Raw genomic sequence first — 24,327 nt, 5'->3', positions numbered from 1 at the left:
GCCCGGCATTCGGTTACGGGGTGTCGGCGAGGGTTCAGTGCGCCGCGGCGGGCTCGGTGGCGGTCTCCTCGGTGCTGCCGGTGATCGGCGGCACGGAGGCGTCGGACGCCCGGACGAAGCGGGGGCCGGCGGGTCCGTAGACGGCGCGCGGCTCGGGGAACACGGCGAGCAGGGCGAGGTAGAGCACGGTCGCGAGGACGAGGCCGACCGGCAGCGAGATGTCCGCGCCGTCGGCGAGGTCGCCGAGCGGGCCGACGAACTGGCCGGGCAGGTTGGTGAACAGGAGGGCCACGACCGCGGAGACGAGCCAGGTGGCCATGCCACGCCAGTTCCAGCCGTTCGTGAACCAGTAGCGGCCGCCGCGCTGGCGGCGGTTGAAGACCTGCAGCGCCTCCGCGTCGTACCAGCCGCGCCGGGTGACGTACCCGAGCGCCATGACGATCATCCACGGTGCGGTGCAGGTGATGATCAGCGTGGCGAAGGTGGAGATGGACTGCGCGAGGTTGAGCGCGAAGCGGCCGACGAAGATGAACGCGATGGACAGGGCGCCGATGAAGAAGGTGGCCTGGACACGGCTGAAGCGCGTGAAGACGCTGGAGAAGTCGAGGCCGGTGCCGTACAGGGCCGTCGTGCCGGTGGAGAGGCCGCCGATCAGGGCGATCAGGCAGAGCGGCAGGAAGTACCAGCCGGGCGAGATCGCGAGCAGTCCGCCCACGTAGTTGGGGGCGGCCGGGTCGACGTACTTCGCGGCCTTGGACGCGATGATCGACGCGGTGGCCAGGCCGAAGAGGAACGGCAGCAGGGTGGCGATCTGGGCGAGGAACGCGGCCCCCATCACCCGGCGGCGCGGGGCCCCGGCCGGGATGTAGCGGGACCAGTCACCGAGGAACGCGCCGAAGGAGACCGGGTTGGACAGCACGATCAGCGCGGCGCCGATGAACGACGGCCAGAACAGCGGGTCGGCGGTGGAGGCGAAGGCCCCCGCGTAGCCGGGGTCGAAGTCGCCCGCGAAGGCGAAGGCGCCGAGCACGAAGAGGGCCGACGCCGCGAGCACCGCGATCTTGTTGACCAGCAGCATGAACCGGAAACCGTAGATGCAGACGACCAGGACGAGACCGGCGAAGACCGCGTACGCGATGCCGTAGGTGACGTCCGTCTCGGGGAGGTCGACAAGCCGGTGCGCTCCGCCGACGAGCGCGTCGCCGGAGGACCACACCGAGATCGAGAAGAAGGCTATGGCGGTGAGCAGGGAGAGGAACGAGCCGACGACCCGGCCGTGCACGCCCAGGTGCGCGGAGGAGGAGACGGCGTTGTTCGTGCCGTTGGCGGGGCCGAACAGGGCCATCGGGGCCAGCAGCAGCGCACCGGCGACGAGGCCGAGGACGGTCGCCGCGAGACCCTGCCAGAAGGAGAGACCGAAGAGGATCGGGAAGGCGCCGAGCACGCAGGTCGCGAAGGTGTTGGCACCGCCGAAGGCGAGCCGGAACAGGTCGATCGGGCGGGCCGTGCGGTCCTTGTCCGGGATCCTCTCGACACCATAGGTCTCGATTTCGGTGATCGAGGTCGTCACGGGTGGCTCCACCTTCCGTTCATGCATGGGGACGGTCCCACAGTGTGTGGCCCATGCACGATCTTCGACAACTGTGCCGATCACGGAGCAGTAGGCTCTCTTCTGTGGCCAGCAACAAACTTACCGTCGAAGATCTGCTCTCCTTCCCGGCACTCCAGCTCACCGTGAAGGCCGGCGCCGGCGGTCTGGGCAGGTCCGTGTCCTGGGCGCACCCCATCGAGCTCGCCGATCCGACGCCCTGGCTCCTGGGCGCCGAGATGATCATGACGACGGGGCTGGCGGTCCCCCGTACCGCGACGGGGCAGCGCGCCTATCTGGAGCGGCTGGACGATGCCGGGGTGTCCGCTCTCGCACTCTCCGCGCAGCTCCACATGCCCCCGCTCCACGACGCGTTCTTCCGGGCGGCCGAGGAGCGGGGCTTCCCCGTTCTCGAAGTGCCGCTCTCCGTGCCGTTCATCGCGGTCGCCCAGGAGGTCGCGGCCTCGGTCCAGGAGGACGCCAGGCACCGGCTGGGCGCCCAGCTCCAGGTGTTCGGCTCGCTGCGCTGGCTGGTCGCCGAGGGCCTCGACACACCGACACTCCTGCGCCGCCTGGAACGCCTGTCGGGTTACGACGTCTACCTGTGCACCCCGCAGGGCCGCCCGCTCCTGCCCGGCGTCCCCACGCCTGATCCCGGTGTCCTGCCGGCCTCCGTCGACGCTCCACCGACGATCCCGGGCGGATTCGTCCTCCCGGTGCCCGCGCCCGGCGGCCCGGCCGGCTTCCTCGTCGCGTTCGAGCGTCAGGGCGCACAGCCGGCGGGCCTCGCCGTCGTCCAGCACATCGCCACCGTGGCGGCGCTGCGGCTGGCGATGGTGCGCAACGAGCGGGAGACCCTGCGGCGCGAGGGCGCGGAGACCCTGGCCGAACTGCTGCAGGAGGTGCTCGACCCGGAGGCGGCGCGCCGCCGGCTCGCCAGGCACGCGATCGAGGGCGACACCGTGCTCCTCGTGGTGCGCCGCACCACCGACGAGGCACTGCTGCGCTGTCTGGAGGACCATCCCCATCTGCTGCTCACCTGGGGCGAGGACCGCTACGTGCTGGGAGCGCCGGAGCTGACGGCGGCGGTCGGTGAGCTGCCGGGCGTGGCGGCCGGGATGAGCCGCCCCTTCCTGCCGGGCGCCGCGCTGAAGGTCGCCCAGCGCGAGGCGCTCTGGGCGGTCTCCAAGGCCGTGGAGTCGGGCCGCCCCGTCGTCCGGTACGGCGACGACTCGACGGGCCGGTGGCTGCCCGACGACCCCGCCGTCCTGACCGCGCTGGTCGAGCACGTGCTCGGTGAGGTGTTGCGCTACGACGAGGCCCACGACTCGCAGTTGCTGGTCTCCGCCCGTACGTGGATGGAACGCGACCGCCGTACGGAGACGGCCGCGGCGGCGCTCCACATCCACCCGAACACCCTCGCCTACCGCCTGCGCCGCTTCGGCACACTCGCCCGGCGCGACCTGGCGTCGACGGGAGCCCTGGCCGAGGTCTGGCTGGCGATCCAGGCAGCGGGGACGCTGGGCCTCACCGACTGAGGGGTCGCCTGGCAGGGCGGGAACGAGGCGTACCGCCGAGGGTCCGCGCCGTCATGCCGCTGCCTCGCGGGCGGCGACCCGGGCGAGGAGTTCGTCCCGGCCGACGGGGTCGGCCCGCGTCGCCGGAACGGTGCACGCGTGGGCTCCGGCGACCGCGCCGTAGAGGGCGCACCGCCGGGGCGGCTCGCCGGTCAGATGACCGAGGAGGTAGCCGGCCGCGAAGGCGTCGCCGGCGCCGTTGGAGTCCACCACCGGTCCGGGCGGTGTGACGGCCGGAATGTGGGTCAGTTCCCCGTCGGCCAGCAGGTACGCGCCCTCGGCCCCGGCGGTCGCGACGACCGCGCCGGCCCGGCCGCGCTCCGATATCCGGCGCATGGTCCGCTCCGTGTCCGTCAGGGCGGTGGTGGACAGGAAGACGATGTCCGCCTCGTACGCGAAGGCCTCGTGGTAGGCGTTGGCACCGTCCCAGTTGTGCAGGTCGGTCGAGATGGTCACGCCGGCCTCCCGCAGCTCGGGAAGGGCGAAGGCGCACGGGTAGGTGATGGAGACATGGGCGTGGCGGCTCGTCGCGGCCAGGGCCCGGACCGTCGCCGTCGGCAGCCGGTCCTCCTCCCTCGAACGGCTGTCGTCGTACAGGGACAGCCGCCGCCCGTCGGGGCCGACGAGGTTGACCGCTCGCTTCGTGCCGCCGGGCAGGGGTATCTCGGTCAGCGCGATGCCGCGGTCCTTGTGCAGGGCGCGGACCAGGTCGCCCTCGTGGTCGTCGCCGATCATGTCGAGGTGATGGGTCCGCAGACCGAGCGCGCTCAATCCCAAGGCTATGAAGTCCCCGGTCTGTCCCGCCCGCGTCTCGATCCCCGGCCGCACCATGTAGCTGTCGGCGTAGGGCAGCGGCAGCTCGGGGACGTACACGATGGTGTCCACGCCCGCGCCGCCCAGGACGAGCACGTCGGTCTCGGTGTTCATGGCGTTCCTCTCGGACCTGGCGCGGCGCGAGGGTGAGGCGTCGACGTCCCTCGCGGTCGACCGGACGCGCCGTCAGCTGCGGTCGCCGACGGGTGAGTCAAGCAGGCCGTCACGGTTCGAGCAAGAACGTGCGGAAAATTTCCGCAACTTGTTGCGGGCCGACCGGATCAGTCCCGGTCCTCCCTGATCATGTCCGCGCACTTCTCCCCGATCATCATCGTCGTGATGCACGGGTTGACCGCGGGCAGGAACGGCATCACGGACGCGTCGGCCACCCGCAGACCCCGCACCCCCTTCACACGCAGCCGCGGATCGAGGACGGCACCGGGGTCGTCGGTGGCACCCATCCGTACCGTGCCTGCCGGGTGGTAGACCGTGTTGTGGGTCCGGCGGATGTAGTCGAGCAGTTCCTCGTCGGTCCGGGCGTCGGCCCCGGGCGCCAGTTCCGTGCCGGCCCAGGAGGCCATCGGCGCCCGGGAGACGATGTCGCGGGCGAGCCGCAGCCCGTGGGTCATCACCCGTACGTCGTGCTCGTCGGTGAAGTAGCGCGGGTCGACCCGCGGCTTGTCCCGGAAGTCGCGGGTGCGAAGCCGGACCGTGCCCATGGAGCGGGCGCGGGTGACGTTGGGCGTGAGGCAGAAGGCGTTCTCGGAGGTCGGGTATCCGCGCCGGTAGGTGTTCATGTCGAAGGGCATGGATCCGTAGTGGAACATCAGGTCCGGCCGGTCCAGGCCGGATTCGGTGTCGGCGAAGATGCCGATCTCCCACCACTGGGTGGACGTGGTGACCATGGGCTGCAGCGCCTCCCACATGATCACGCCCTCGGGGTGGTCCTGGAGGTGTGCGCCGACCGCCGGCGAGTCGACGCGTACCTCCACCCCGGTCTCACGCAGGTGCTCCGCCGGGCCGATCCCGGACAGCATCAGCAGCTTCGGCGCGTCGATGGAGCCGCAGCACACGACGACTTCACGTCGGGCGCCGACGGTACGCGTGTGGATGAGGTCGGGCGCCAGGTACTCGACGCCGGTGCACCGCCGTTCGGCGTCCAGAATCAGGCGCTTGGCCTGCAGTCCTGTACGTACTTCCAGGTTGGGGCGCCGGCCGAGAATCGGGTGCAGGTAGGAGACCGAGGCGGACGAACGGGTGCCGTCGGGGCGGGCGTTGATCTGGAACCAGTGCGCCCCGCGCACGACCGTCGTACCGGTGTTGAACGGTGTGGTGGGGATTCCGGCAGCGGCGCAGGCCTCCAACAGGGCCGTTCCGCACGGGTCGTTCGGCTGGATGGTACGGAGGGTCACCGGGCCGTTGCGCCCGTGGTGGTCGCCGGGCGCGTCGTTGGTCTCCAGCCGTCGGTAGAGCGGGAAGCAGTCCGCGGCACTCCAGCCCGTGCACCCGAGGGCGGCCCATTCGTCGAGGTCCTCGGCCGGCGCCCAGAAGGCGATGCAGGAGTTGTGGGACGAGCAGCCGCCGAGGACCTTGGCGCGGGCGTGCCGCATGAAGCTGTTGCCGTTGTCCTGCGGCTCGACCGGGTAGTCCCAGTCGTAGCCGGATTCCAGCAGTCCCATCCACCGGTCGAGCCGCAGGATGTTGTCGTCGCCGACGTCGGAGGGACCGGCCTCCAGTACGCAGACGGTGACGGACGGGTCCTCGGACAGCCGGGCGGCGACGACCGCGCCGGCGGTTCCCCCGCCGACCACCACGTAGTCGAAGTCGTCCTGCGGTCGGCTGTCTGCCGGCATCTGTGTCTCCAGAGGTCGTAGTGGTGCGGGGCGGCTGACTGCGGGGGCGGCTAACCGCGCGGGGGTTCGGGCGCTGTCGCGTCCTGCACCTCGGTGCGGTGGCTCTCGAGAACTCCGGTCTTGTGCCGCTGCACGAACCAGTAGTAGGCGAAGCCGCCGAGCGCGACGACGCCGATGAAGAGGAACGCGCCCCAGCGCAGGTACCAGTGCTGCGCCCCCGTCGCGTTGTAGACCTCGGCGCGCGGCCAGGCGAGGTTGAGCGACATGGCCGCCCCCCACAGCACGGCGAGGATGTTGATCGGCAGCCCGAACCTGCCGAGCGAGAAGCTGCCTTCGGCGGGCTTCCAGGTGCCCCGCAGCCGGCGGATCAGCATGGGGGTCGTGACCATCAGATAGGCCAGATAGATCATGATGATCGCGATGCTCGTGATCACCGAGAAGATCTGCGGCTGGTTCACGTTGATCACCAGGATGACGACGCCCACCACGCCGATGACGACGGCAGGCACCACCGGGGTCTGGAAGCGGGGGCTGACCCGGGCAAGGACCGAACCCGCGGGAAGGTTGTTGTCGCGTGCCATGGCGAACATCAGCCGGATACCGGCGGCCTGTACGGCCAGCACGCAGACCGTGATCGCGACGACCACGCACCACAGGAAGATCTCACCGATGGTCGAACCGAGAACCTCCAGCACCACGTACTGCAGGCCGCCCGTCGCCAGCTCCTCCGAGGCGAGATCCGGCACCGACAGAAGCGCGAACAGCAGGATCAGACCGCCGATGAGGAACGACGCGATGAGCGCACGAAGGATGGCACGGGGAGCGTTGCGGCTCGGGTTGTGCGACTCCTCGCCGAGCGATGACGCCGTGTCGAAGCCGTACATGACGTACGCGGACGCGAGCGACGCGGTGAGGAACGCACCGAAGTACCCGAGGGTCTGTCCTGCGCCGAGCCCGTTCGTCTCCGTCAGGGCGGTGCTGGGTCCGCGGGTGAGGTGCGCCCCCAGGAAGATGATCAGGCCGATCGCGGCGATCAGTTCGATGAACACGCCCGCCGAGTTGATCCGGGCCATGAGCTGCACACCGAACGCGTTGACCAGGGTGGAGAAGAGGATCAGTACCGTGCCGAGGAGAACGGCGTTGGCCGCCGCGTCGTTCTTGCCGGTGCCGTCGCCCACGAACTGGAACCCGCTGTCGATCTGCGGCAGCGTGATCTGGTAGGCGAGCGCCACGGCGGAGAGCGTGACCATCGTGGCGGTCATCATCATCCAGCCGCCGAGCCAGCCGATGTGCGGGCCTCCCATGCTCTTGGCCCAGTTGTAGACCGAGCCGGCCACCGGGTAGCGGGCGGCGAGCTCGCAGAAGCACAGGGCGACCATCAGCTGGCCGGCGAAGACCATGGGCCAGGACCACCAGTAGGCCGGGCCGCCGAAGCTGACGCCGAAGTAGAACAGCTGGAAGGTGCCGGTCAGGATCGAGATGTAGCTGATGCCCGCGGCGAAGGTGTGGAAGTTGCCCAGGGTCCGCTTGAGTTCGGGCTTGTAGCCGAGCTCGGTGAGCGAGTCGTCGTCGTGGGTGCCGTCGGCCCGGGTGCCGGGGGGCGGCGTGCCGGTCGCGCCGGGACCTGTCGGGTCGGAATGACTCACTCGAACCACCTCTGAGGCTGGGCTGCGGTGTTGCGCCAGATGTGCTTGGCCTCCTGGTACTCCGCGAGACCGGCCGGGCCCAGTTCGCGGCCGACGCCGGACTGCTTCATTCCGCCCCACTCCGCCTGCGGCACGTACGGATGGAAGTCGTTGATCCACACGGTCCCCGCGCGCAGCCCGGCTGCCACCCGGTGGGCGCGCTCGCCGTCCTGCGTCCAGACGGCCCCCGCCAGTCCGTAGACGGTGTCGTTGGCCAGGGCGACGGCCTCGCCCTCGTCCCGGAACCGCTCCACGGTCAGGACCGGGCCGAACGACTCCTCGCGTACGACCGTCATGTCCGGCGTGCACTCGTCGAGCACCGTCGGCAGGTAGTAGAAGCCGCTCTGCAGCGACGGGTCGTCCGGGCGGGCGCCGCCGCAGCGCAGTACGGCGCCCTCCGCCAGCCCCGCGGCCACGTACGCCTCGACCTTGTCGCGATGGGCGGCCGAGATCAGCGGCCCGCTGCGGGCGTCCTCGTCGAACGGTCCGCCGAGCCGGATGGCCCTGGCGCGCCGTACCAGCTCGTCGACGAACGTGTCGTGCAGCTCGTCCTGCACGAGCAGCCGCGCACCGGCCGAGCAGACCTGTCCGGCGTGCAGGAACACCGCCATCAGCGCGTAGTCGACCGCGGTGTCGAACTCGGCGTCGGCGAACACGATGTTGGGGTTCTTGCCGCCCAGTTCGAGCGCGATCTTCTTCACGGTGGGTGCGGCCGCCGCCATGATGAGCCGACCGGTGACCAGACCGCCGGTGAAGGAGACCATGTCCACGCGCGGGTCCTCGCTCAGCGGCGCGCCCGCGGTGGCCCCGGCGCCGAGCACGAGGTTCGCGACACCGGGCGGCAGTCCGGCCTCGGTGAGCGCCTTCATCAGGAGGATCGCGGTGTGCGGCGTCAGTTCACTGGGTTTGAGTACGAAGGTGTTGCCCGCGGCGAGCGCGGGGGCCACCTTCCAGGCCGTCTGCAGCAACGGATAGTTCCACGGCGTGATCAGCGAGCAGACGCCCACGGGTTCGTGGACCACCCTGCTGTCGATCCCCCGGTCACCGGTGTCGACGACGCGGTCGGTGCCGCCGGAAGCGGCCAGGTTCCCGAAGTAGCGGAAACAGTTCGCGATGTCGTCCATGTCGTACTCGCTCTCCACGAGCCGCTTCCCGGTGTCCAGGGTCTCGGCTCTGGCGAACACGTCCTTGTCCCGTTCCACCAGATCGGCGACGCGGAGCAGCAATCGGCCGCGCTCGGCGGCCGGCGTACTCGGCCACGGCCCCCGGTCGAACGCCTCGCGCGCCGCGGCCACCGCCGCTGCGGCGTCCTGCGGCCCCGCCTCGTCGACGGTGGCGACGGACGTGCCGTCGGCAGGGCAGCGGATATCACGCGTTCCGCCCTCGATCGCGGCGCTCCATCGTCCACCGATGAACAGATCGGGCATGCGTCCCTCCGGGCCCGCACGAGGAAGGGGAAGGAGATGTAGCCGAACGTGCTGAGCCAGACACCCAAAGTAGGCTCCATCGGGCGTACTCGCGCGCCGAGCGGGGCCGTACACCCGGGGCCGGACACCCGGCCGTGTTCCGCACCGGCTCGTCCTGATCAATGATGAGGTGCCGGGCTGCCGTCCTCGGTACGGCACCGGCTGACCCAGGAAGGGGTTCCGCGTGCGGGAAACGAAGCCGGACCGATCGGATGATCGCACCGTCCACGGCTCGGGCGAAGAGGCCGACGTGATCGTGGTGGGGGCGGGTCCGGCGGGCTCGTCCGCAGCCTTCCACCTCGCCCGGGCGGGCGTCGATGTCCTGCTGCTGGAGAAGGCCGACTTCCCTCGGGAGAAGGTGTGCGGGGACGGCCTGACCCCGCGGGCGGTGTACCAGCTCATCCGGATGGGTGTCGACATCAAGGCTCCGGGATGGACGCGCTCACGCGGTATGCGTTGGGTGGCCGGGGAGCATCAGGTGCACATCGACTGGCCCGCCCTGGGCCGCTATCCGGACTTCGGCCTCTCGCGCAGTCGTCATGACTTCGACGACATCCTGGCCCGGCACGCCGTTTCCGCCGGAGCACGGCTGCGCAACGGGGTGAAGGTGACCCGGCCCGTGACCGACCGGGCCGGCCGCATCACCGGCGTCGGCGCCACGGCCCGGGACAAGCAGCCGGTGCTCTTCCGCGCGCCGATCGTGATCGCCGCCGACGGCGCCTCCGCGCGCCTCGCTCTCGGTATGGGCCTGCAGCGGGACATGAACCGGCAGATCGCGACGGCCGCACGCCGCTACTACCGCAGCCCGGAACGGTCCCAGGAGGAGTATCTGGAACTGTGGGCGGACCTCCGCTTCCCCGGCAGCCGTCACTACCTGCCCGGGTACGGCTGGATCTTCCCCATGGGGGACGGCCGCGTCAACGTCGGGCTGGGTGCGCTGCCCCACCGACGGCACGGAACCGCGGACCTGCGGGCCACGCTGGACGAATGGCTGGCCCGCACTCCGCCCGACTGGGGCCTGAACGAGGAGAACGCCGAGGGCCCCGTCCGGAGCGCCGCGCTGCCCCTGGGGTTCAACCGCCACCCCCTGTACACCCGCGGTCTCCTCCTCGTCGGCGACTCCGGAGGCATGATCAGCCCCTGGAACGGGGAGGGCATCGGCCAGGCCATGGAGGCCGGCGAAGTCGCGGCCGAGAGCGCCGCGCTGGCCCTCGCCCGCCCCCCGGGCCCGGGACGGGAACGGGTGCTGCACGGCTACCCGGTCGAGATGAACCGACGCTGGGGTCGCTACTACCGTCTCGGGAACGCGGCCGCCGACATCGTCTTCAGCCGTTCGGGCTTCCAGCCGATCCTCAACCGTTACGTCATGGGGTCACCGTTCCTGCTCAACACCCTGGCCCGGATGCTCACCGATCTCACGGACAAGCCCTCGCACGACGTGATCGACCATGTGCTCAACACCGTCGTCCGCCTGGTCCCGGCACCGAAGGTGCGCAGGCGCTGACCTCGCGCCCCGCGCGGCCGATCAGGCCGGGCCGGCGAACGGCCGCGCGCAGACGGAGCGCAGTGCGTGCGTCAGTGCCGCCGTGCGGAGGCGGTCGACGTGCGGGTCGCGTCGTACGGATGCCTGGGCGGCCCTCAGTGTGCCGCCGCAGGAAGGGGCCGCGCGCGCTGCCGCGGAGCCGGCGATCGCGCGGACCAGGCCGATGTTGACGTGGTTGATCTCCTCGCGCACCTCCGCGAGGTCCGGGTGGTCCGTCGGTGCGTCGGCGGGGTTCGCGTCCCAACTGCGGTGCAGAGCGCGTTGCACCAGCTTGTTGGCCTCGATCTGGTCCCGGAAGATCCGTACCGTCACGCCGGGATCGGCTCCCGCTACGCGGGCCTGCCGCGCGGCCGTGCCGAGGACCTGTTCCTCGCGGACCGGGTCGTCGACGGGGGCGCCCGTCCCCCATTTGGCGGCGGCGACGAGCTCGGCCGTGGCCAGCCGCCGCTCCGAGAGGTCGGCGAGCGCGCGGAGCCGGGCGAGGGCGTCCCCGCCGTGGCGCGCGCCGGCTCCGGAATCGGCCGGGGCAGCGGCGGCCGGGCCGCCGCAGACGGCGGCCACGACCGCCCCGACGGACAGCAAGCGCCTCACGTACGCGGTCGGTCGCATGCGCGGATCGTACGGTCCCGCCCCGGCCCGCCCGGGCGTCACACGCCGGGCGGGCTCGGCGCGGGGCGGACGACCCCACGCGGTGCGGACGGCTGACACGTCGTCGACGTCCTGGGCGAAGCCGGTCAGCCGTCGCTCCCACGCCGGTCTCAGGGTGCGCTGTGTTCGGCCTTCTCCTCCGGTTCCCGGCTCAGTGCGCCCGGCCACCACGCGACGCGTCCGATGTCCCTGACCAGTGCGGGCACCAGGAGCGAGCGGACGACCAGGGTGTCGAGCAGTACGCCGAAGGCGACGATGAACGCGATCTGGACCAGGAACGCGAGGGGGATCACGCCCAGGGCGGCGAAGGTGGCCGCCAGGACGACGCCGGCAGAGGTGATGACCCCGCCGGTGGTCGTCAGCCCGCGCAGCACGCCCTGCCGTGTGCCGTGGATCAGGGACTCCTCGCGGACCCGGGACATCAGGAAGATGTTGTAGTCCACCCCGAGGGCCACCAGGAAGACGAATCCGTACAGCGGTACGGAGGAGTCCGTGCCGCTGAATCCGAACACGTGCTGGAAGACCAGTGACGAGATGCCGAGGGTGGCCAGGAAGTTGAGTGCCACCGTCGCGACGAGGAGGAGCGGCATGAGCAGGGAGCGGAGGAGACCGATCAGGATCAGCAGAATGATCACGAGTACGACCGGCACGATGAGGGTACGGTCGTGCTCGGCCGTCTTCTGGGTGTCGTACTGCTGGGCGGTGTAGCCGCCGACCAGCGCATCCGCGCCGGGCACTTCGTGCACCGCGTCGCGCAGGCGCGTGACGGTCTCCTTGGCTGCGTCGCTGTCGGCCGCGTTCTTCAGCGTGGCGTCGATACGGACGCTGCCGTCCACGACGAGCGGCTCGCCGACTCCCGGGCGCCCGGAGACGGTCACCACGGAGACGTCCGCGACACCGGCGACCTGATCGGCGGCCTCTGCGACCTCCGCCGCCCGGTCGGCCTTCGCGATCACCACGGCGGGATTGCCCGATCCTCCGGGGAAGTGCTTGCTCAGGGTCTGCTGGGCGGCGACGGAAGGTGCGTCGTTGACGAAGATCTCCTCGAGGGGCACCCCCTTCGAGTTGAGCGTCGGCATGAAGGCGGCGCAGGCGAGAAGGACGATCAGGGTGACGCCCCACACCTTGCGCGGGGCCCGGTCGACCAGGGCCGCGATCCGCGACCAGATTCCCGCCGAACCCGATGCGGTTTCGCCCTGCTTGGGCCTGGCGGGCCAGTAGGCAGTCCTGCCGAGCAGCACCAGGACGGCGGGCAGGAAGGTGAGCGTGCTCAGGACGGCGCACACGATGCCGATGGCGCCCACCGGCCCGAGCGCGCGGTTGTTGGTCAGGTCGCTGAGCAGGAGGGCGAGCAGTCCCAGGGCGACGGTGGCGGCGCTGGCGACGATCGGTCCGGCGGACTCACGCAGGGCGGCACGCATGGCGGTCCACCGGTCGGAGTGGCGCCCCAGCTCCTCCCGGAACCGTGCCGTGAGGAGGAGTGCGTAGTCGGTGGCGGCGCCGATGACGAGGATCGAGAGGATCCCCTGCACCTGGCCGTCGACCCGTACGACGTCGTGGTCCGCGAGTACGTACACGATCGCGCAGGCCACACCGAGCGAGAAGACGGCTCCGATGATGATGACCAGCGGAAGCAGCACGCTCCGGTAGACCAGCAGCAGGATGACCAGCACGGTCACGAGGGCGACACCGAGCAGCAGTCCGTCGATTCCGGCGAAGGCTTCGGAGAGGTCCGACTGGCTGGCCGCGGGGCCGGCGACCTGCGCACGTGTTCCGGGTACCCCGTCGGCCGCCTTCTGGATCTGCGCGACCGTGTCGGGGAGCTCGTCCCCCAGGCCGGAATCCAGCTGGACGATGCCTTGGAGTGCCTGGCCGTCCTCCGACGGCAGCGCCGGGGTCACCTCACCCGCCACCCCCGGAACGCCGTTGAGCGAGTCCAGGGCGGCCGTTGCCGCCTGCCGCTGCTCCGGGCCGACGTCCGCGCCGTCCTTCTCCGACGTCCAGACGACGATGGCCGGGACGGTCTCCTGCCGGCTGAACGCCTTCTGCTCCTCGACGACCTGGGTGGACTCGGCGCTCTGCGGGAGGAACGAGGCCTGGTCGTTCGTGGCCACCTCGCCGAGCTTTCCGGCGTACGAGCCGAACGCGCCGCCGACGGCGAGCCAGACGACGACGAGGAATACGGGGATCAGCCAGCGAACCGGCCTCGATGCGACGGACATGGTGCTCCCGGGTCGGGGGAAACTCTTTCAATCATCGAGTATCTCAATTATTGAAACATATGATTGGCCCGCTCCCGCCCGACGGCCCAAGACAGTCCGGCTGACGCCTGGACGGATGGCTCAGCGCTGGGGGGCCTGCATACGGGCGAGTTCCGCGTTCATGCGGGCGAGGAAGCGGAGGGTGGCCGCGAGTTCCTCCGGATCGGACGAACTGCGGGCCCCGGACGCCGCTTCGGCGAGCGGCATGAAGAACGAGCGGGCGGCCGCCTTGGCCGTGGGCTCGTAGTGCAGGTGCACGACACGCCGGTCGGTGGTGTCCCGCGAGCGCCGGATGTGGCCGACGCGCTCCAGACGGTCCAGACACGCCGTCACGGCACCGGAGGTCAGACCGAGATGGTCGCGCAGCCGCCCGGGAGTCAGCGGAACATCCGCGTCGAGGATCGCCGCGAGCGCCTGGACATCCGTCGCGTGCAGGCCCTGGGTGTGCGCGTAGGCGTGCACCAGACGGTTGATCTCGCCGTTCATGCGGCGCAACTGCATCGCGAGAGCCTGCAGCTCCGGAACGGCAGACGCTCCCGTGCGTGATCCTTCGCGAGCGTCGTCTGCACTGTCCACCGCACCATACTAGGGCGCTCCGGGGCCGTACCTTCCCGCCGCTTCCCCCCGTTGTGCAGGCACGGAACCGGACACGTCGGCCCGACGCGGCGCCCCGGCTCTCCCGGCCGGCCACCGACAAGCGGAACGGCCTGCGGGGGGACACCGTGGAAGCAGTACATCCGAGCCGGATCGGAGAGGTCATGGAGAGCAGGGACGACGACGGACTGCGGTGCCTGGTGACCGGCGCGACGGGGTACATCGGGGGCCGCCTCGTGCCCGAGCTCCTGGACGCGGGCCACACGGTCCGCTGTCTCGCGCGAAGCCCGGAGAAGCTGCGGGACTACCCGTGGGCGGGTGACGTGGAGGTATCCAAGGGCGATGTGACCGACGCGGAGTCCGTGGCAGCCTCCATGGAGGGCATGGAGGTCGCCTACTACCTGGTGCACGCCCTGACCAGCGGGGCGGATTTCGAGGAGACGGACAGGAAGGCCGCGCGGATCTTCGGTGAGCAGGCGCGCGCCGCCGGCATCCGGCGCATCGTGTACCTGGGCGGGCTCACCCCGGCCGACGTCCCCGAGCAGGAACTGTCGCCGCATCTGCGCTCGCGTGCCGAGGTCGGCCGCATCCTGCTCGACTCCGGTGTTCCGACGACCGCGCTGCGTGCCGCGGTCATCATCGGGGCCGGTTCCGCCTCCTTCGAGATGCTGCGCTACCTGACCGAGCGACTGCCCGTGATGGTCACACCGAGCTGGGTGTCGACCCGGATCCAGCCGATCGGGGTCCGGGACGTGCTGCGCTATCTCGTCGGCAGCGCGCGCATGCCCTCCGAGGTGAACCGCACCTTCGACATCTGCGGGCCCGACGTCATGACGTACCGGGCGATGATGGAGAAGTACGCCCAGGTGGCCGGACTGCCGCACCGGCTGATCCTGCCCGTCCCGATGCTGACGCCGAGACTGTCCAGTCACTGGATCGGGCTCGTCACCCCTGTGCCTGCCTCCATCGCACGCCCGCTCGCGGAGTCCCTGCGGTACGAGGTCGTGTGCCACGAGCACGACATCGCCGACCATGTGCCGGACGGCGCCGGGCAGCCCTTCTCCTTCGCCACGGCTCTCGGCCTGGCCCTGCAGAGGGTTCGCGAGGCCAGAGTGACGACCCGGTGGTCCTCCGCGTCCACCCCCGGCATCCCCAGCGACCCGCTGCCCACCGACCCCGACTGGGCGGGTGGCAGCCTGTACACGGATGTGCGGGAGCACGACGTGGACGCCTCGCCCGAGGCGCTCTGGCGGGTCGTCGAGGGCATCGGCGGTGACAACGGCTGGTACTCCTTCCCCTTGGCCTGGGCGGTGCGGGGCTGGATGGACCGGCTGACGGGCGGTGTGGGACTGCGCCGGGGCCGACGGGACGCCCAACGGCTCCGCGTCGGGGACTCGCTGGACTTCTGGCGGGTGGAGGAGATCGAGCCCGGCCGGCTGCTCCGGCTGCGCGCCGAGATGCGGCTGCCCGGTCTGGCCTGGCTGGAGATGTCTGTGGAGAACGGCGAGGACGGCCGGTCCCACTACCGGCAACGGGCCATCTTCCACCCGTCCGGACTGCTGGGACACGCGTACTGGTGGAGCGTCTCGCCGTTCCACGCGATCGTGTTCGGCGGGATGTCGCGCAACATCGCACGGGCGGCGGGCAAGGGCGGTGGGACGCGTTGAGCGTATCGGTGGTCCTGTTCACCTCGGACCTGCGTCTCCACGACCATCCGCCCCTGCACGCGGCCCTCGCGTCGGCCGACGAGGTGCTTCCGCTGTTCGTCCTGGACGACGGCATCGAGGACGCCGGATTCGGTGTCCCGAACCGGCGTGCGTTCCTCGCCGACTGTCTCCGGGACCTGGACTCGGGGCTCCGCGCCCGGGGCGGACGGCTGGTGATCCGGTCGGGCGAGCCGGCCGAGGAGGTCTGCCGGATCGTCACGGAGACGGGTGCGCGCGACGTTCACGTCGCGGCGGGCGTCAGCGCCCACGCGCAGCGCCGCGAGGAGAGGTTGCGGACGGAGCTCGGATCCCAGGGCTGCCGGCTGCACGTCCATGACGCGGTGATCACGGCGGTGGCGCCGGGCGCGGTGGTTCCCTCCGGTGGGGGCAGGGACCACTTCGCGGTCTTCACGCCGTACTTCCGCCGCTGGTCCGGAGCGCAGGTGCGGTCCCCCTTCGGGGCACCGCGCACCGTTCGCGTACCGGAGGGTCCCGTGTCCGAGGCGGTGCCCTCACGCGCCGGTCTCACGGAGGTCTCGGCGGGACTGGCGGAGGGCGGGGAGAACGAGGGCCGCAAGCGTTTCGCCGGGTGGCGCCGCCACGGACTCGGACAGTACGAGACGCGCCACGACGATCTCGCGGGCGACGGCACCTCACGGCTCTCCCCGCACCTGCACTTCGGCACCCTGTCCCCCACCGAGCTGGCCCACCGGGCCCGCGCGGCGGGCGGTCCGGGTGCGGATGCCTTCGTACGGCAGTTGTGCTGGCGGGACTTCCACCACCAGGTCCTGGCCGCCCGGCCCTCCGCCGCCCGCTCCGACTACCGTTCGCAGCACGACCGTTGGCGCACCGAGCGGTCTGCCGCGGACGAGATCGCCGCCTGGCAAGAGGGCCGCACCGGCTATCCGGTGGTCGATGCCGCGATGCGCCAGCTGCGCCACGAGGGCTGGATGCACAACCGTGGGCGGCTGCTGACCGCGAGTTTCCTCGTCAAGACGCTGTACGTGGACTGGCGGATCGGCGCACGCCATTTCCTGGACCTGCTGGTGGACGGGGACATCGCCAACAATCAGCTCAACTGGCAGTGGATGGCGGGTACGGGCACGGACAGCCGGCCCAACCGGGTGCTGAACCCGGTGCTGCAGGCCAAACGGTACGACCCGGACGGCGCCTACGTCCGCCGCTGGCTGCCCGAGCTGACGGGGATCGACGGCGGTGCCGTCCATGAGCCGTGGAAGCTGCGGGCCGCGGAGCGCGCCAGGTACGACTATCCGGAGCCTGTCGTCGGCCTGGCCGACGGGCTGGCCCGGTTCAGGGAGGCCAGGGGACTCGACTGAGGGCCGGACCACCCGGCCCACCAGGGATCACGGGACAGCGCTCAGGGCGTTTCAGACCTTGCGCCAGCGGGCTTGGGCCCATGAGAAGGCCCCGAAGGCGGCCAGGCCGAGCGCGACCAGTGCGAGCAGCCACGGGCCGGCCGGAGTCTCGGTGAAGGAACGCAGGGTGTCGTCCATGCCCTTGGCCCGGCCCGGCTCGTGGCGGACCGCGGCGGCGACGGCGAACCCGCCCGCCGTCGCGAAGACGATGCCGCGGACCGCGCCGCCGAACATGCCGGAGAAATCGACGGCCCGGCGGACCTTCCGTGTCATCTCGGACATCTTCAGGTGCTTGCGGTACTTGCGGGTCACGGCCCGGAAGGCGATCCAGAGCCCCGCTCCGACGACGGCGGCACCCGCGATCCCGACGATCCACTGGCCGCCGGTCCATTCCAGGGCCCTTGCCGTGACGTCGTCGGTCTGCCGGTCGCTGGAGCCGCTGCCGCTTCCCTGGTCACCGGCGGCGTAGGAAAGGACGGAGTACGACACGAAGCCGTAGAAGAGGAAGCGGCCGGCGGCCATGGCCCGCTTGCCCGGCTTGTCGCCGTCGGGGCCCGCCTGCCCGAAGAAGGCCTCGGACAGGCGCCACACGGCCATTCCGGCCAGCGCCACGCCGAGCACCCAGAGCAGGACGTTCCCGAAGGGCTTCTCCGCTATCTCGGCGATGGCGCCGCCTCGGTCGGCCTGCTTCCCGCCGCTGTCGGAGAAGACGATGCGCAGCGCGAGCAGTCCGACAAGGAGGTAGATCACCCCGCGCGCGACGAACCCCGCCCGGGCGCCGGCGGCCACGGCCTTGCTGTTCGCGGCTCTTCTGGCAGTACGACGTCCGTCCGCCGACAACGCGTTTGTATTCATGAACTGCCGGTTGCCCCCGAAGCGGCGATCAATGCCCGTTTGTCGCTGCGGACGCGCCCCTACTCCTCCTCCGCGGGCGTCGCCACCTGCCCCTTCGCGCGTCGGCCCACGACGGCGGCCGCGCCCAGGGCACTTCCGGCGAAGGCGAGGGCGAGCGTCCACGGCCGGTCGAGGACGTGGTTGGTGGCGTGGTCCAGGGAGTAGCGTCCGGCACCCGTCAGGCCGATCGCGGCGGCGGTGAAGCCGAGAAACGCCGGGTACTCGTAGCCACCGCCCATCGCGAAGAAGCCCGCGGGGGCGTGTACGGCGACAGCACCGGCCATCGTGCCGGCCGCGGCGGCTCCGGCCGCCGGGGTGGCGAGACCGAGGGCCAGCAGGACCCCTCCGCCGGCCTCGCCGAGTCCGGCGGCCACTGCGCTGTACTTGGGCGGGTGGAAGCCCATGGCCTCCATTCCCGCGGTGGTGCCCTCGATACCGCCGCCGCCGAACCAGCCGGCGAGCTTCTGGCTGCCGTGGGCCGCCAGCACGGCGCCCGTACCGACCCTGAGTATGAGAAGTCCGAGGTCACGCCGGTTGATGCAGGTCATGGGGGTCTCCCGTCGAGGCGGAGCGCGCGGAGGTACGAAACCGTACGAATCCACTGTCGTCGCGCCCGGGCGGCGGGGTGCGGCAGTGCTGGGCCGTTCGGGGGCCGCCCGTGCGGGGACTGCGCTGCAGGAGTCACCGAGTGCGACGTACGTCATTGTGCAACTAGTTGCACAATGACGTTCCCCTCGTCTACAACTGGCACGACGACACTGTGCGAGGAGACCCGGATGAGCCCGTACCCCCACCTGCTGAGCCCGCTCGACCTCGGCTTCACCACCCTGCCCAACCGGGTGCTGATGGGATCGATGCACATCGGCCTGGAGGAGGTCGAGCGCGGTTTCGAGCGGATGGCGGCCTTCTACGCGGCCCGCGCGCGCGGCGGCGTGGGCCTCATGGTCACCGGCGGTATCGCGCCCAGCGCCCGTGCCTGCTCCTTCCCCGGTGGCGCCAAGATGACGAACGAGGCGGAGGCGGCGCAGCACGCGGAGGTCACCGCGGCGGTGCACGCGGCGGGCGGCCGGATCGCGATGCAGATCCTGCACTTCGGGCGCTACGCACACCACCCGGACCTGGTCGCCCCGAGCGCTCTCAAGGCACCGATCAGCGGGTTCACCCCGCACGCGCTGACCGACGACGAGGTCGAGGAGACCATCGAGGACTTCGTGCGGGCCGCGGAACTGGCACAGCGCGCGGGCTACGACGGCGTCGAGATCATGGGCTCCGAGGGCTATCTGATCAACGAGTTCATCGTGGCCGCCACCAACCACCGCGAGGACCGCTGGGGCGGCAGCTACGAGAACCGCATCCGGTTCCCCGTCGAGATCGTGCGCCGGGTACGCGAGCGGGTCGGCACCGACTTCATCCTGATCTACCGGCTCTCCATGCTGGACCTGGTGCCCGGCGGCTCCATGCTGGAGGAGGTCGTCCAGCTCGCCCGCGAGATCGAGGCGGCCGGCGCGACGATCATCAACACCGGCATCGGCTGGCACGAGGCACGCATCCCCACCATCGCGACGTCCGTGCCGCGCGGCGCCTTCACCTGGGTGACCGAGAAGGTGCGCGGCGCCGTCTCCGTACCGCTGGTGACCAGCAACCGCATCAACACCCCCGAGCTGGCCGAGGAGATCCTCGCCTCGGGACGTGCGGACATGGTGTCGATGGCGCGGCCGTTCCTCGCCGACCCGGACTTCGTCGCCAAGGCGGCCGAGGGGCGTGCCGACGCGATCAACACCTGCATCGGCTGCAACCAGGCCTGCCTGGACCACATCTTCAGCCTCCAGATCACCTCCTGCCTGGTGAATCCGCGCGCCTGCCACGAGACCGAGCTGGTGCTCTCGCCGACCCGTACCCGCAAGCGCGTCGCCGTGGTCGGCGCGGGTCCCGCCGGTCTGGCGTGTGCCGTCACGTCCGCCGAGCGCGGGCACGCGGTGACGCTGTTCGACGCGGCCGACGAGATCGGCGGCCAGCTCAACGTGGCGCGCCGGGTGCCCGGCAAGGAGGAGTTCAACGAGACGCTGCGCTACTTCCGTACCCGGCTGGCCGAGGAGGGCGTCGAGCTCCGGCTCGGCACGCGCGCCACGTCCGCCGAGCTCGACGGCTACGACGAGATCGTCCTGGCGACCGGGGTCGAGCCCCGCTCCCCCGCGATCCCCGGTGTCGAGCACCCGAGTGTCGTCAGCTACCTGGACGTCCTGCGCGACGGGGCACCGGTCGGCGACCGGGTCGCGCTCGTCGGGGCCGGCGGCATCGGCTTCGACGTCGCCGAGTTCCTCACGGACGGCGGTGACGCGGCAAGCCTGGACCCGGAGGTGTTCTTCCGGCAGTGGGGCGTGGACACCGACTACGCGGACCGTGGCGGACTGCGTGCCCCCGAGCGTCCGAAGTCGCCCCGCACGGTGCATCTGATCCAGCGCAAGGCGAGCAAGGTCGGGGCCGGACTCGGCAAGACGACCGGCTGGATCCATCGCACCGAACTGCGCCACCGCGGCGTCACGATGATCGCGGGCGCCTCGTACGACCTCATCGACGACGAGGGCCTGCACCTCACCGTCGACGGCGAGCAGCACCTGCTCCCGGTCGACACCGTGGTCCTGTGCGCCGGCCAGGAGCCGCGTCGCGAGCTGTACGAGGAGCTGCGTGCCGCAGGCCGCCCTGTGCACCTGATCGGCGGGGCCGACGTGGCCGCCGAACTGGACGCCAAGCGCGCGATCCGTCAGGGCACGGAGCTCGCCGCAGCGCTGTGACGGCTCCGCTCCACCCCTCCTTAGGATGCACTGCATGTCCCTCCCGCACGCGATCCTCACCGCCCTGCTCGAGAAGCCGTCGTCGGGGCTGGAGCTGACCCGCAGGTTCGACCGGTCGATCGGGTACTTCTGGCCGTCGACGCATCAGCAGATCTATCGCGAGCTGGGGAAACTGGAGCAGGCGGGGCACATCCGGGTCCTGCCGTCGCCGCAGCCGGCCCGCGGGCAGAAGAAGGAGTACGAGGTCCTGCCCGCGGGCCGCGACGAGCTCACGGCCTGGGTGGCGGTGTCCGAGGACCCGCGCCCGGTCCGCGATCCGCTGCTGCTGAGAATGCGGGCGGCGGCGGTGGTCGGGGCCCCCGGGCTGGCCGGCGAGCTGCGCCGGCATCTCGCCCTGCACGAGCGGCAACTGCGGGAGTACCTGGACATCGAGGAACGGGACTTCCCGCCGGAGCGGACCGCGGGCGAGGACACCCTGCGGCATCTGGTGCTGCGCGGGGGCATCGATCTGGAGACCTTCTGGACCGGGTGGCTGACCAGGGCCATCGGCGATCTGGACGGGCTCGGGCCGGACGAGGACCCGGCTGCCTGAAGCCGGGTCCTATGGGCCGCAGACCGATGTCCTGACCGGTTCGGGCCTCAGCCCGAGCGGGTCGGCGGCCCGGGGAGTGCCGATGACCTGACTGCCCACGCCGACCGGGCCGCTGCCGACAGGACTGCTCGTCACCGGACTGCTGTTCGCCTGGCTCGCGCCGACCGGGATCGTGACGGGCGGGCTGACGCCGACCGGGCTCGTCACGGGCGGACGGCCCGCGATCGACGCGCTGCTGACGACGACCCGCGAGGGCGCGTCCGCACCGGCCGGGCCGGATGCGGTCCGCTGCTGGGCGCGGCTGAGCAGAACCACGCCCCGTACCGCGGCCGCCGCGCCGATGAGCGCCGGGACCAGACCGGTCACGCCGCCCTGCAGGCGTTCGCCCAGCAGAGCCAGACCGATCACGGCGGCGGCGATCGGGTTGGCGAGGGTGACCACGGCGAGCGGAGCACCGAGTCCGCCCCGGTAAGCGGTCTGGGACAGCAGCAGGCCGCCCATGGCGAACAAGGACACGAGCACGGCCACCGTCACCAGCCGCCAGCTGAGCAGCGGACCCGTGTGGTCGGTGGCCGCGACCGTGAGCGTCTGGGTGAGCGCGGAGGCCACGCCCGAGGTGATGCCGGAAGCCGCGGCGTGCCGGAGGCCCGGGCGGGCGCCCGGACGGCTGAGACCGGCGACCAGCGCCATCGTGACGGCTGAGACACCGAGGGCCTCGGGCAGGCTGAGCGTGTCGTGCGGGCCGGCGCCTCCCGCTGCCGTCAGCAGGGCGCCGAGACCGAGCAGCGTGAGGAGCGTGCCGCGCCACTCCGTGCGGCTGACCTTGCGTCCGGCGGCACGGGCTCCGAGCGGGACGGCTGCGACGAGAGTGAGCGCGCCGAGCGGCTGGACGAGGGTGAGCGGTCCGTACTTGAGCGCGGCGACGTGCAGCAGCGCCCCTCCGGCGTTGAGGCCGACGGCCGACCACCAGGCGCCCCGGCCCATCAGGCGGAGCACTCCTGCAGACGGTTCGGCACGGCCGGCGAGCCGTGCCTGCGCCACCGCGGCTGCGGCGTAGGCGGCTGCGGAGACGAGCGACAGCGCGACGGCGACGAGTGTGGCGTTCATCGCGGTGCTCCGGATCGTGCGTACGGCCCGGACGCGGACGCGTACGCGGGGCTCGGGACGGGTGAGGGCAGGTTGGGCGCCTCGGCAGGGATCCCGGCGGACTGCCACGGCAGGTGCGCGTGGAGGGGGCCGGGGCGGGGCAGCCGGATCGCCGCGAGGACCACGGCCAGCAGCGCGGAGACCACGATCGCGTCGAGCCAGTAGTGGTTGGCCGTGCCCACGATGACGAGCAGGGTGACGAGCGGGTGGAGCAGCCACAGCAGGCGCCACCGGGAGCGGGTGGCGACGATCAGTCCGACGGCGACCGTCAGAGCCCAGCCGAAGTGCAGGGACGGCATCGCGGCGAACTGGTTGGCCATCGAGTCGGTCGAGGGCGTGGCCCCGTACACCGTCGGGCCGTACACCTGTCCGGTGTCGACGAGAGCGGCTGCGTCCAGCATCCGAGGGGGTGCGAGCGGGAAGAGCACGTGCAGTACGAGCGCGGCACCGGTGAGAACGGCGAGTATGCGGCGCGACCACACGTAGTGGCGCGGCCTCCGCCAGTACAGCCAGACCAGGAACAGCAGCGTGACGGGGAAGTGCACGGTCACGTAGTAGGTGTTCGCCGCCTGCACGAGCGTCTGGCTGTGGAGCAGCACGCCCTGCACGCTCCCTTCACCGGGGAGGTGCAGTGCCCGCTCCAGGTCCCAGACGTCCCCGGCGTTGCGGTAGGCCTCCTCGACATGTCCGTTCGCGGCCTGCCGGCCGAGTTTGTAGACGAGGAAGAGTCCCGCGACCAGAAGGAGCTCGCGGACGAGGGGCGGTCGGGCAGAGGTGTCCGGCTCCCGGTCCGCAGGCTCGCTGCGGGTGTGCATCACCCGTGCCCCCTTGCTGACGAAGCGCTGTTACGGCGGCATGGTCGAGCCCATGCCGTATCGATACGCCAGTGTACCGATACGTTCGCGTATCGGTACACTGGCGTATCGATACACTGGAGTGCAGAGGATCCTCGTCGCAGAGCCGCAGAGAGGGAAAAGCGCATGTCGTCGCCCGGTTCCACACAGCCGGCCGGTTCCGCACAGGAGTCGGCTCCCACGTCGCGCCGGTCGAAGATCACACCGGAACGGGCGCACGAGCTCTACACGGCCGTGCTGGACCTGCTCCGGGAGAGCGGCTACGAGTCACTGACCATGGAGGGTGTCGCCTCGCGCACGCGGTGCGGCAAGTCGACCCTGTACCGGCAGTGGGGATCCAAGCCGGAGCTGGTCGTCGCCGCGCTGCACAGCACCCGCAGGCCGGTGCTCGCGGACATCGACACGGGCACCCTGAGCGGCGACCTGCACGCGGCCGCCGAGGCCGTCTGCACGGCGTCCGACCGCGACTCCACCCTCGTCCACGCACTCGGCCACGCCGCACTCCAGAGCCCCGACCTGCTACTGGCCCTGCGTGAGGCGCTGATCGCGCCGTCGATCGCCGCGATCGACGGCATGGTCCGGCGCGCCGTCGACCGAGGCGAGATCGAGGCGGACAACCCCGCGGCCGAGTACGTCGCCGCACAGATCCTGGGCATCATGCGCGCCCGGCCGCTGCTGGAGGGGCGGTACACGGACGACGCGTTCGTCACCCGCTTCATCGAGTGCGCCGTCCTTCCCGCGCTCAGGCCCCCGGCGCCCCCGCCCGCGCCCCGATGAACGTGGGCCGTCGTCCGAGCGGATGACGGCGGCCCGCCCGCGCCGCACCGTGGGGACGGGGGTGGCGCGCAACCCGGCGGGGGGGGGGGGGCGGGGGTCGGAATGCTAAGGCGGGGGACAGCGTTCCGGGAAGGCACCCTGCCACAGCGGTCCCGGGCCGCC

The 24,327-nt window shown here is 71.3% G+C and carries 19 protein-coding genes; 7 read left to right on the top strand and 12 right to left on the bottom strand.

Translation table 11 applies throughout. From position 1 onward, the window contains the following. Positions 1–34: 34 nt before the first annotated feature. Positions 35–1,597 carry a purine-cytosine permease family protein gene (locus ACFW9O_RS34645; RefSeq protein ID WP_384614945.1) on the bottom strand — a complete coding sequence of 521 codons (1,563 nt, stop codon included), beginning with the start codon at positions 1,595–1,597 and terminating at the stop codon, positions 35–37. Positions 1,598–1,674: 77 nt separating this feature from the next. Between ACFW9O_RS34645 and ACFW9O_RS34640 the strand changes: the two genes are divergently transcribed. Then, a complete protein-coding gene (locus tag ACFW9O_RS34640; RefSeq protein WP_384614943.1) occupies positions 1,675–3,126 on the top strand; it encodes a PucR family transcriptional regulator in 1,452 nt (483 codons plus the stop codon). 51 nt (positions 3,127–3,177) lie between these two features. Here ACFW9O_RS34640 and ACFW9O_RS34635 read toward each other — a convergent pair whose 3' ends face one another. The 4 genes from ACFW9O_RS34635 to ACFW9O_RS34620 form a co-directional block, all read right to left on the bottom strand. Beyond that, complete coding sequence (locus ACFW9O_RS34635) at positions 3,178–4,092, bottom strand: adenosine kinase (protein ID WP_384614941.1); 915 nt, start codon at positions 4,090–4,092, stop codon at positions 3,178–3,180. A gap of 167 nt (positions 4,093–4,259) precedes the next feature. Next, on the bottom strand, positions 4,260–5,831 hold the full coding sequence (locus tag ACFW9O_RS34630) for a GMC family oxidoreductase (protein ID WP_384614939.1): 1,572 nt from the start codon (positions 5,829–5,831) through the stop codon (positions 4,260–4,262). 50 nt (positions 5,832–5,881) lie between these two features. Further along, positions 5,882–7,477 carry an APC family permease gene (locus tag ACFW9O_RS34625; protein ID WP_384614937.1) on the bottom strand — a complete coding sequence of 532 codons (1,596 nt, stop codon included), beginning with the start codon at positions 7,475–7,477 and terminating at the stop codon, positions 5,882–5,884. Next, positions 7,474–8,943: an aldehyde dehydrogenase family protein gene (locus ACFW9O_RS34620; RefSeq protein ID WP_384614935.1), complete on the bottom strand. Its 1,470-nt coding sequence runs from the start codon at positions 8,941–8,943 to the stop codon at positions 7,474–7,476. Before ACFW9O_RS34620 ends, ACFW9O_RS34625 begins: the two co-directional genes overlap by 4 nt. Before the next feature lie 223 nt (positions 8,944–9,166). Here ACFW9O_RS34620 and ACFW9O_RS34615 point away from each other — a divergent pair, with 223 nt between their 5' ends. After that, positions 9,167–10,486, top strand: coding sequence for a geranylgeranyl reductase family protein (locus tag ACFW9O_RS34615; RefSeq protein ID WP_384614933.1), 1,320 nt, complete (start codon positions 9,167–9,169; stop codon positions 10,484–10,486). A gap of 21 nt (positions 10,487–10,507) precedes the next feature. Here the strand turns inward: ACFW9O_RS34615 and aroQ are convergent, their stop codons facing one another. The 3 genes from aroQ to ACFW9O_RS34600 form a co-directional block, all read right to left on the bottom strand. Continuing rightward, positions 10,508–11,134: a gamma subclass chorismate mutase AroQ gene (gene aroQ, locus ACFW9O_RS34610; protein WP_384614932.1), complete on the bottom strand. Its 627-nt coding sequence runs from the start codon at positions 11,132–11,134 to the stop codon at positions 10,508–10,510. A gap of 149 nt (positions 11,135–11,283) precedes the next feature. Next, positions 11,284–13,395 (bottom strand): MMPL family transporter, encoded by a 2,112-nt coding sequence (locus tag ACFW9O_RS34605; protein ID WP_384614930.1) that lies wholly within the window; start codon positions 13,393–13,395, stop codon positions 11,284–11,286. A gap of 120 nt (positions 13,396–13,515) precedes the next feature. Next, positions 13,516–14,010 (bottom strand): MarR family winged helix-turn-helix transcriptional regulator, encoded by a 495-nt coding sequence (locus ACFW9O_RS34600; RefSeq protein WP_351180367.1) that lies wholly within the window; start codon positions 14,008–14,010, stop codon positions 13,516–13,518. A 182-nt stretch (positions 14,011–14,192) separates the two neighbouring features. On the opposite strand from ACFW9O_RS34600, the gene ACFW9O_RS34595 reads away from it, so the two are divergent. Both ACFW9O_RS34595 and ACFW9O_RS34590 read left to right on the top strand, forming a co-directional pair. After that, positions 14,193–15,695: an SDR family oxidoreductase gene (locus tag ACFW9O_RS34595; protein WP_384614929.1), complete on the top strand. Its 1,503-nt coding sequence runs from the start codon at positions 14,193–14,195 to the stop codon at positions 15,693–15,695. Then, the gene (locus ACFW9O_RS34590; RefSeq protein ID WP_384614927.1) at positions 15,692–17,071 is read left to right on the top strand and encodes a cryptochrome/photolyase family protein; all 1,380 of its coding nucleotides are present in this window, start codon (positions 15,692–15,694) and stop codon (positions 17,069–17,071) included. The genes ACFW9O_RS34595 and ACFW9O_RS34590 overlap by 4 nt, the downstream gene beginning before the upstream one ends. A gap of 51 nt (positions 17,072–17,122) precedes the next feature. Here the strand turns inward: ACFW9O_RS34590 and ACFW9O_RS34585 are convergent, their stop codons facing one another. Next, positions 17,123–17,965, bottom strand: a complete 843-nt coding sequence (locus ACFW9O_RS34585) for a DUF1206 domain-containing protein (protein WP_384614926.1) — start codon at positions 17,963–17,965, stop codon at positions 17,123–17,125. 59 nt (positions 17,966–18,024) lie between these two features. Further along, entirely contained in the window at positions 18,025–18,552 is a 528-nt protein-coding gene (locus ACFW9O_RS34580) for a DoxX family protein (protein ID WP_384614925.1), read from the bottom strand. A 228-nt stretch (positions 18,553–18,780) separates the two neighbouring features. Here ACFW9O_RS34580 and ACFW9O_RS34575 point away from each other — a divergent pair, with 228 nt between their 5' ends. Both ACFW9O_RS34575 and ACFW9O_RS34570 read left to right on the top strand, forming a co-directional pair. Next, positions 18,781–20,796, top strand: a complete 2,016-nt coding sequence (locus tag ACFW9O_RS34575) for an FAD-dependent oxidoreductase (protein ID WP_384614924.1) — start codon at positions 18,781–18,783, stop codon at positions 20,794–20,796. Positions 20,797–20,830: 34 nt separating this feature from the next. Beyond that, positions 20,831–21,388: a helix-turn-helix transcriptional regulator gene (locus ACFW9O_RS34570; RefSeq protein WP_351180385.1), complete on the top strand. Its 558-nt coding sequence runs from the start codon at positions 20,831–20,833 to the stop codon at positions 21,386–21,388. Between the two features lie 9 nt (positions 21,389–21,397). Here ACFW9O_RS34570 and ACFW9O_RS34565 read toward each other — a convergent pair whose 3' ends face one another. Further along, positions 21,398–22,495 (bottom strand): hypothetical protein, encoded by a 1,098-nt coding sequence (locus ACFW9O_RS34565; RefSeq protein ID WP_384614922.1) that lies wholly within the window; start codon positions 22,493–22,495, stop codon positions 21,398–21,400. After that, positions 22,492–23,349 carry a phosphatase PAP2 family protein gene (locus ACFW9O_RS34560; protein ID WP_384614920.1) on the bottom strand — a complete coding sequence of 286 codons (858 nt, stop codon included), beginning with the start codon at positions 23,347–23,349 and terminating at the stop codon, positions 22,492–22,494. The genes ACFW9O_RS34565 and ACFW9O_RS34560 overlap by 4 nt, the downstream gene beginning before the upstream one ends. A gap of 165 nt (positions 23,350–23,514) precedes the next feature. Between ACFW9O_RS34560 and ACFW9O_RS34555 the strand changes: the two genes are divergently transcribed. After that, on the top strand, positions 23,515–24,165 hold the full coding sequence (locus tag ACFW9O_RS34555) for a TetR/AcrR family transcriptional regulator (protein ID WP_384614918.1): 651 nt from the start codon (positions 23,515–23,517) through the stop codon (positions 24,163–24,165). Positions 24,166–24,327: the final 162 nt, after the last annotated feature.

Source organism: Streptomyces sp. NPDC059499 (genome assembly GCF_042749285.1).
In the GTDB taxonomy this organism is placed as follows: Bacteria; Actinomycetota; Actinomycetes; order Streptomycetales; family Streptomycetaceae; genus Streptomyces.
This window is presented reverse-complemented; position numbering and strand designations above follow the sequence as displayed.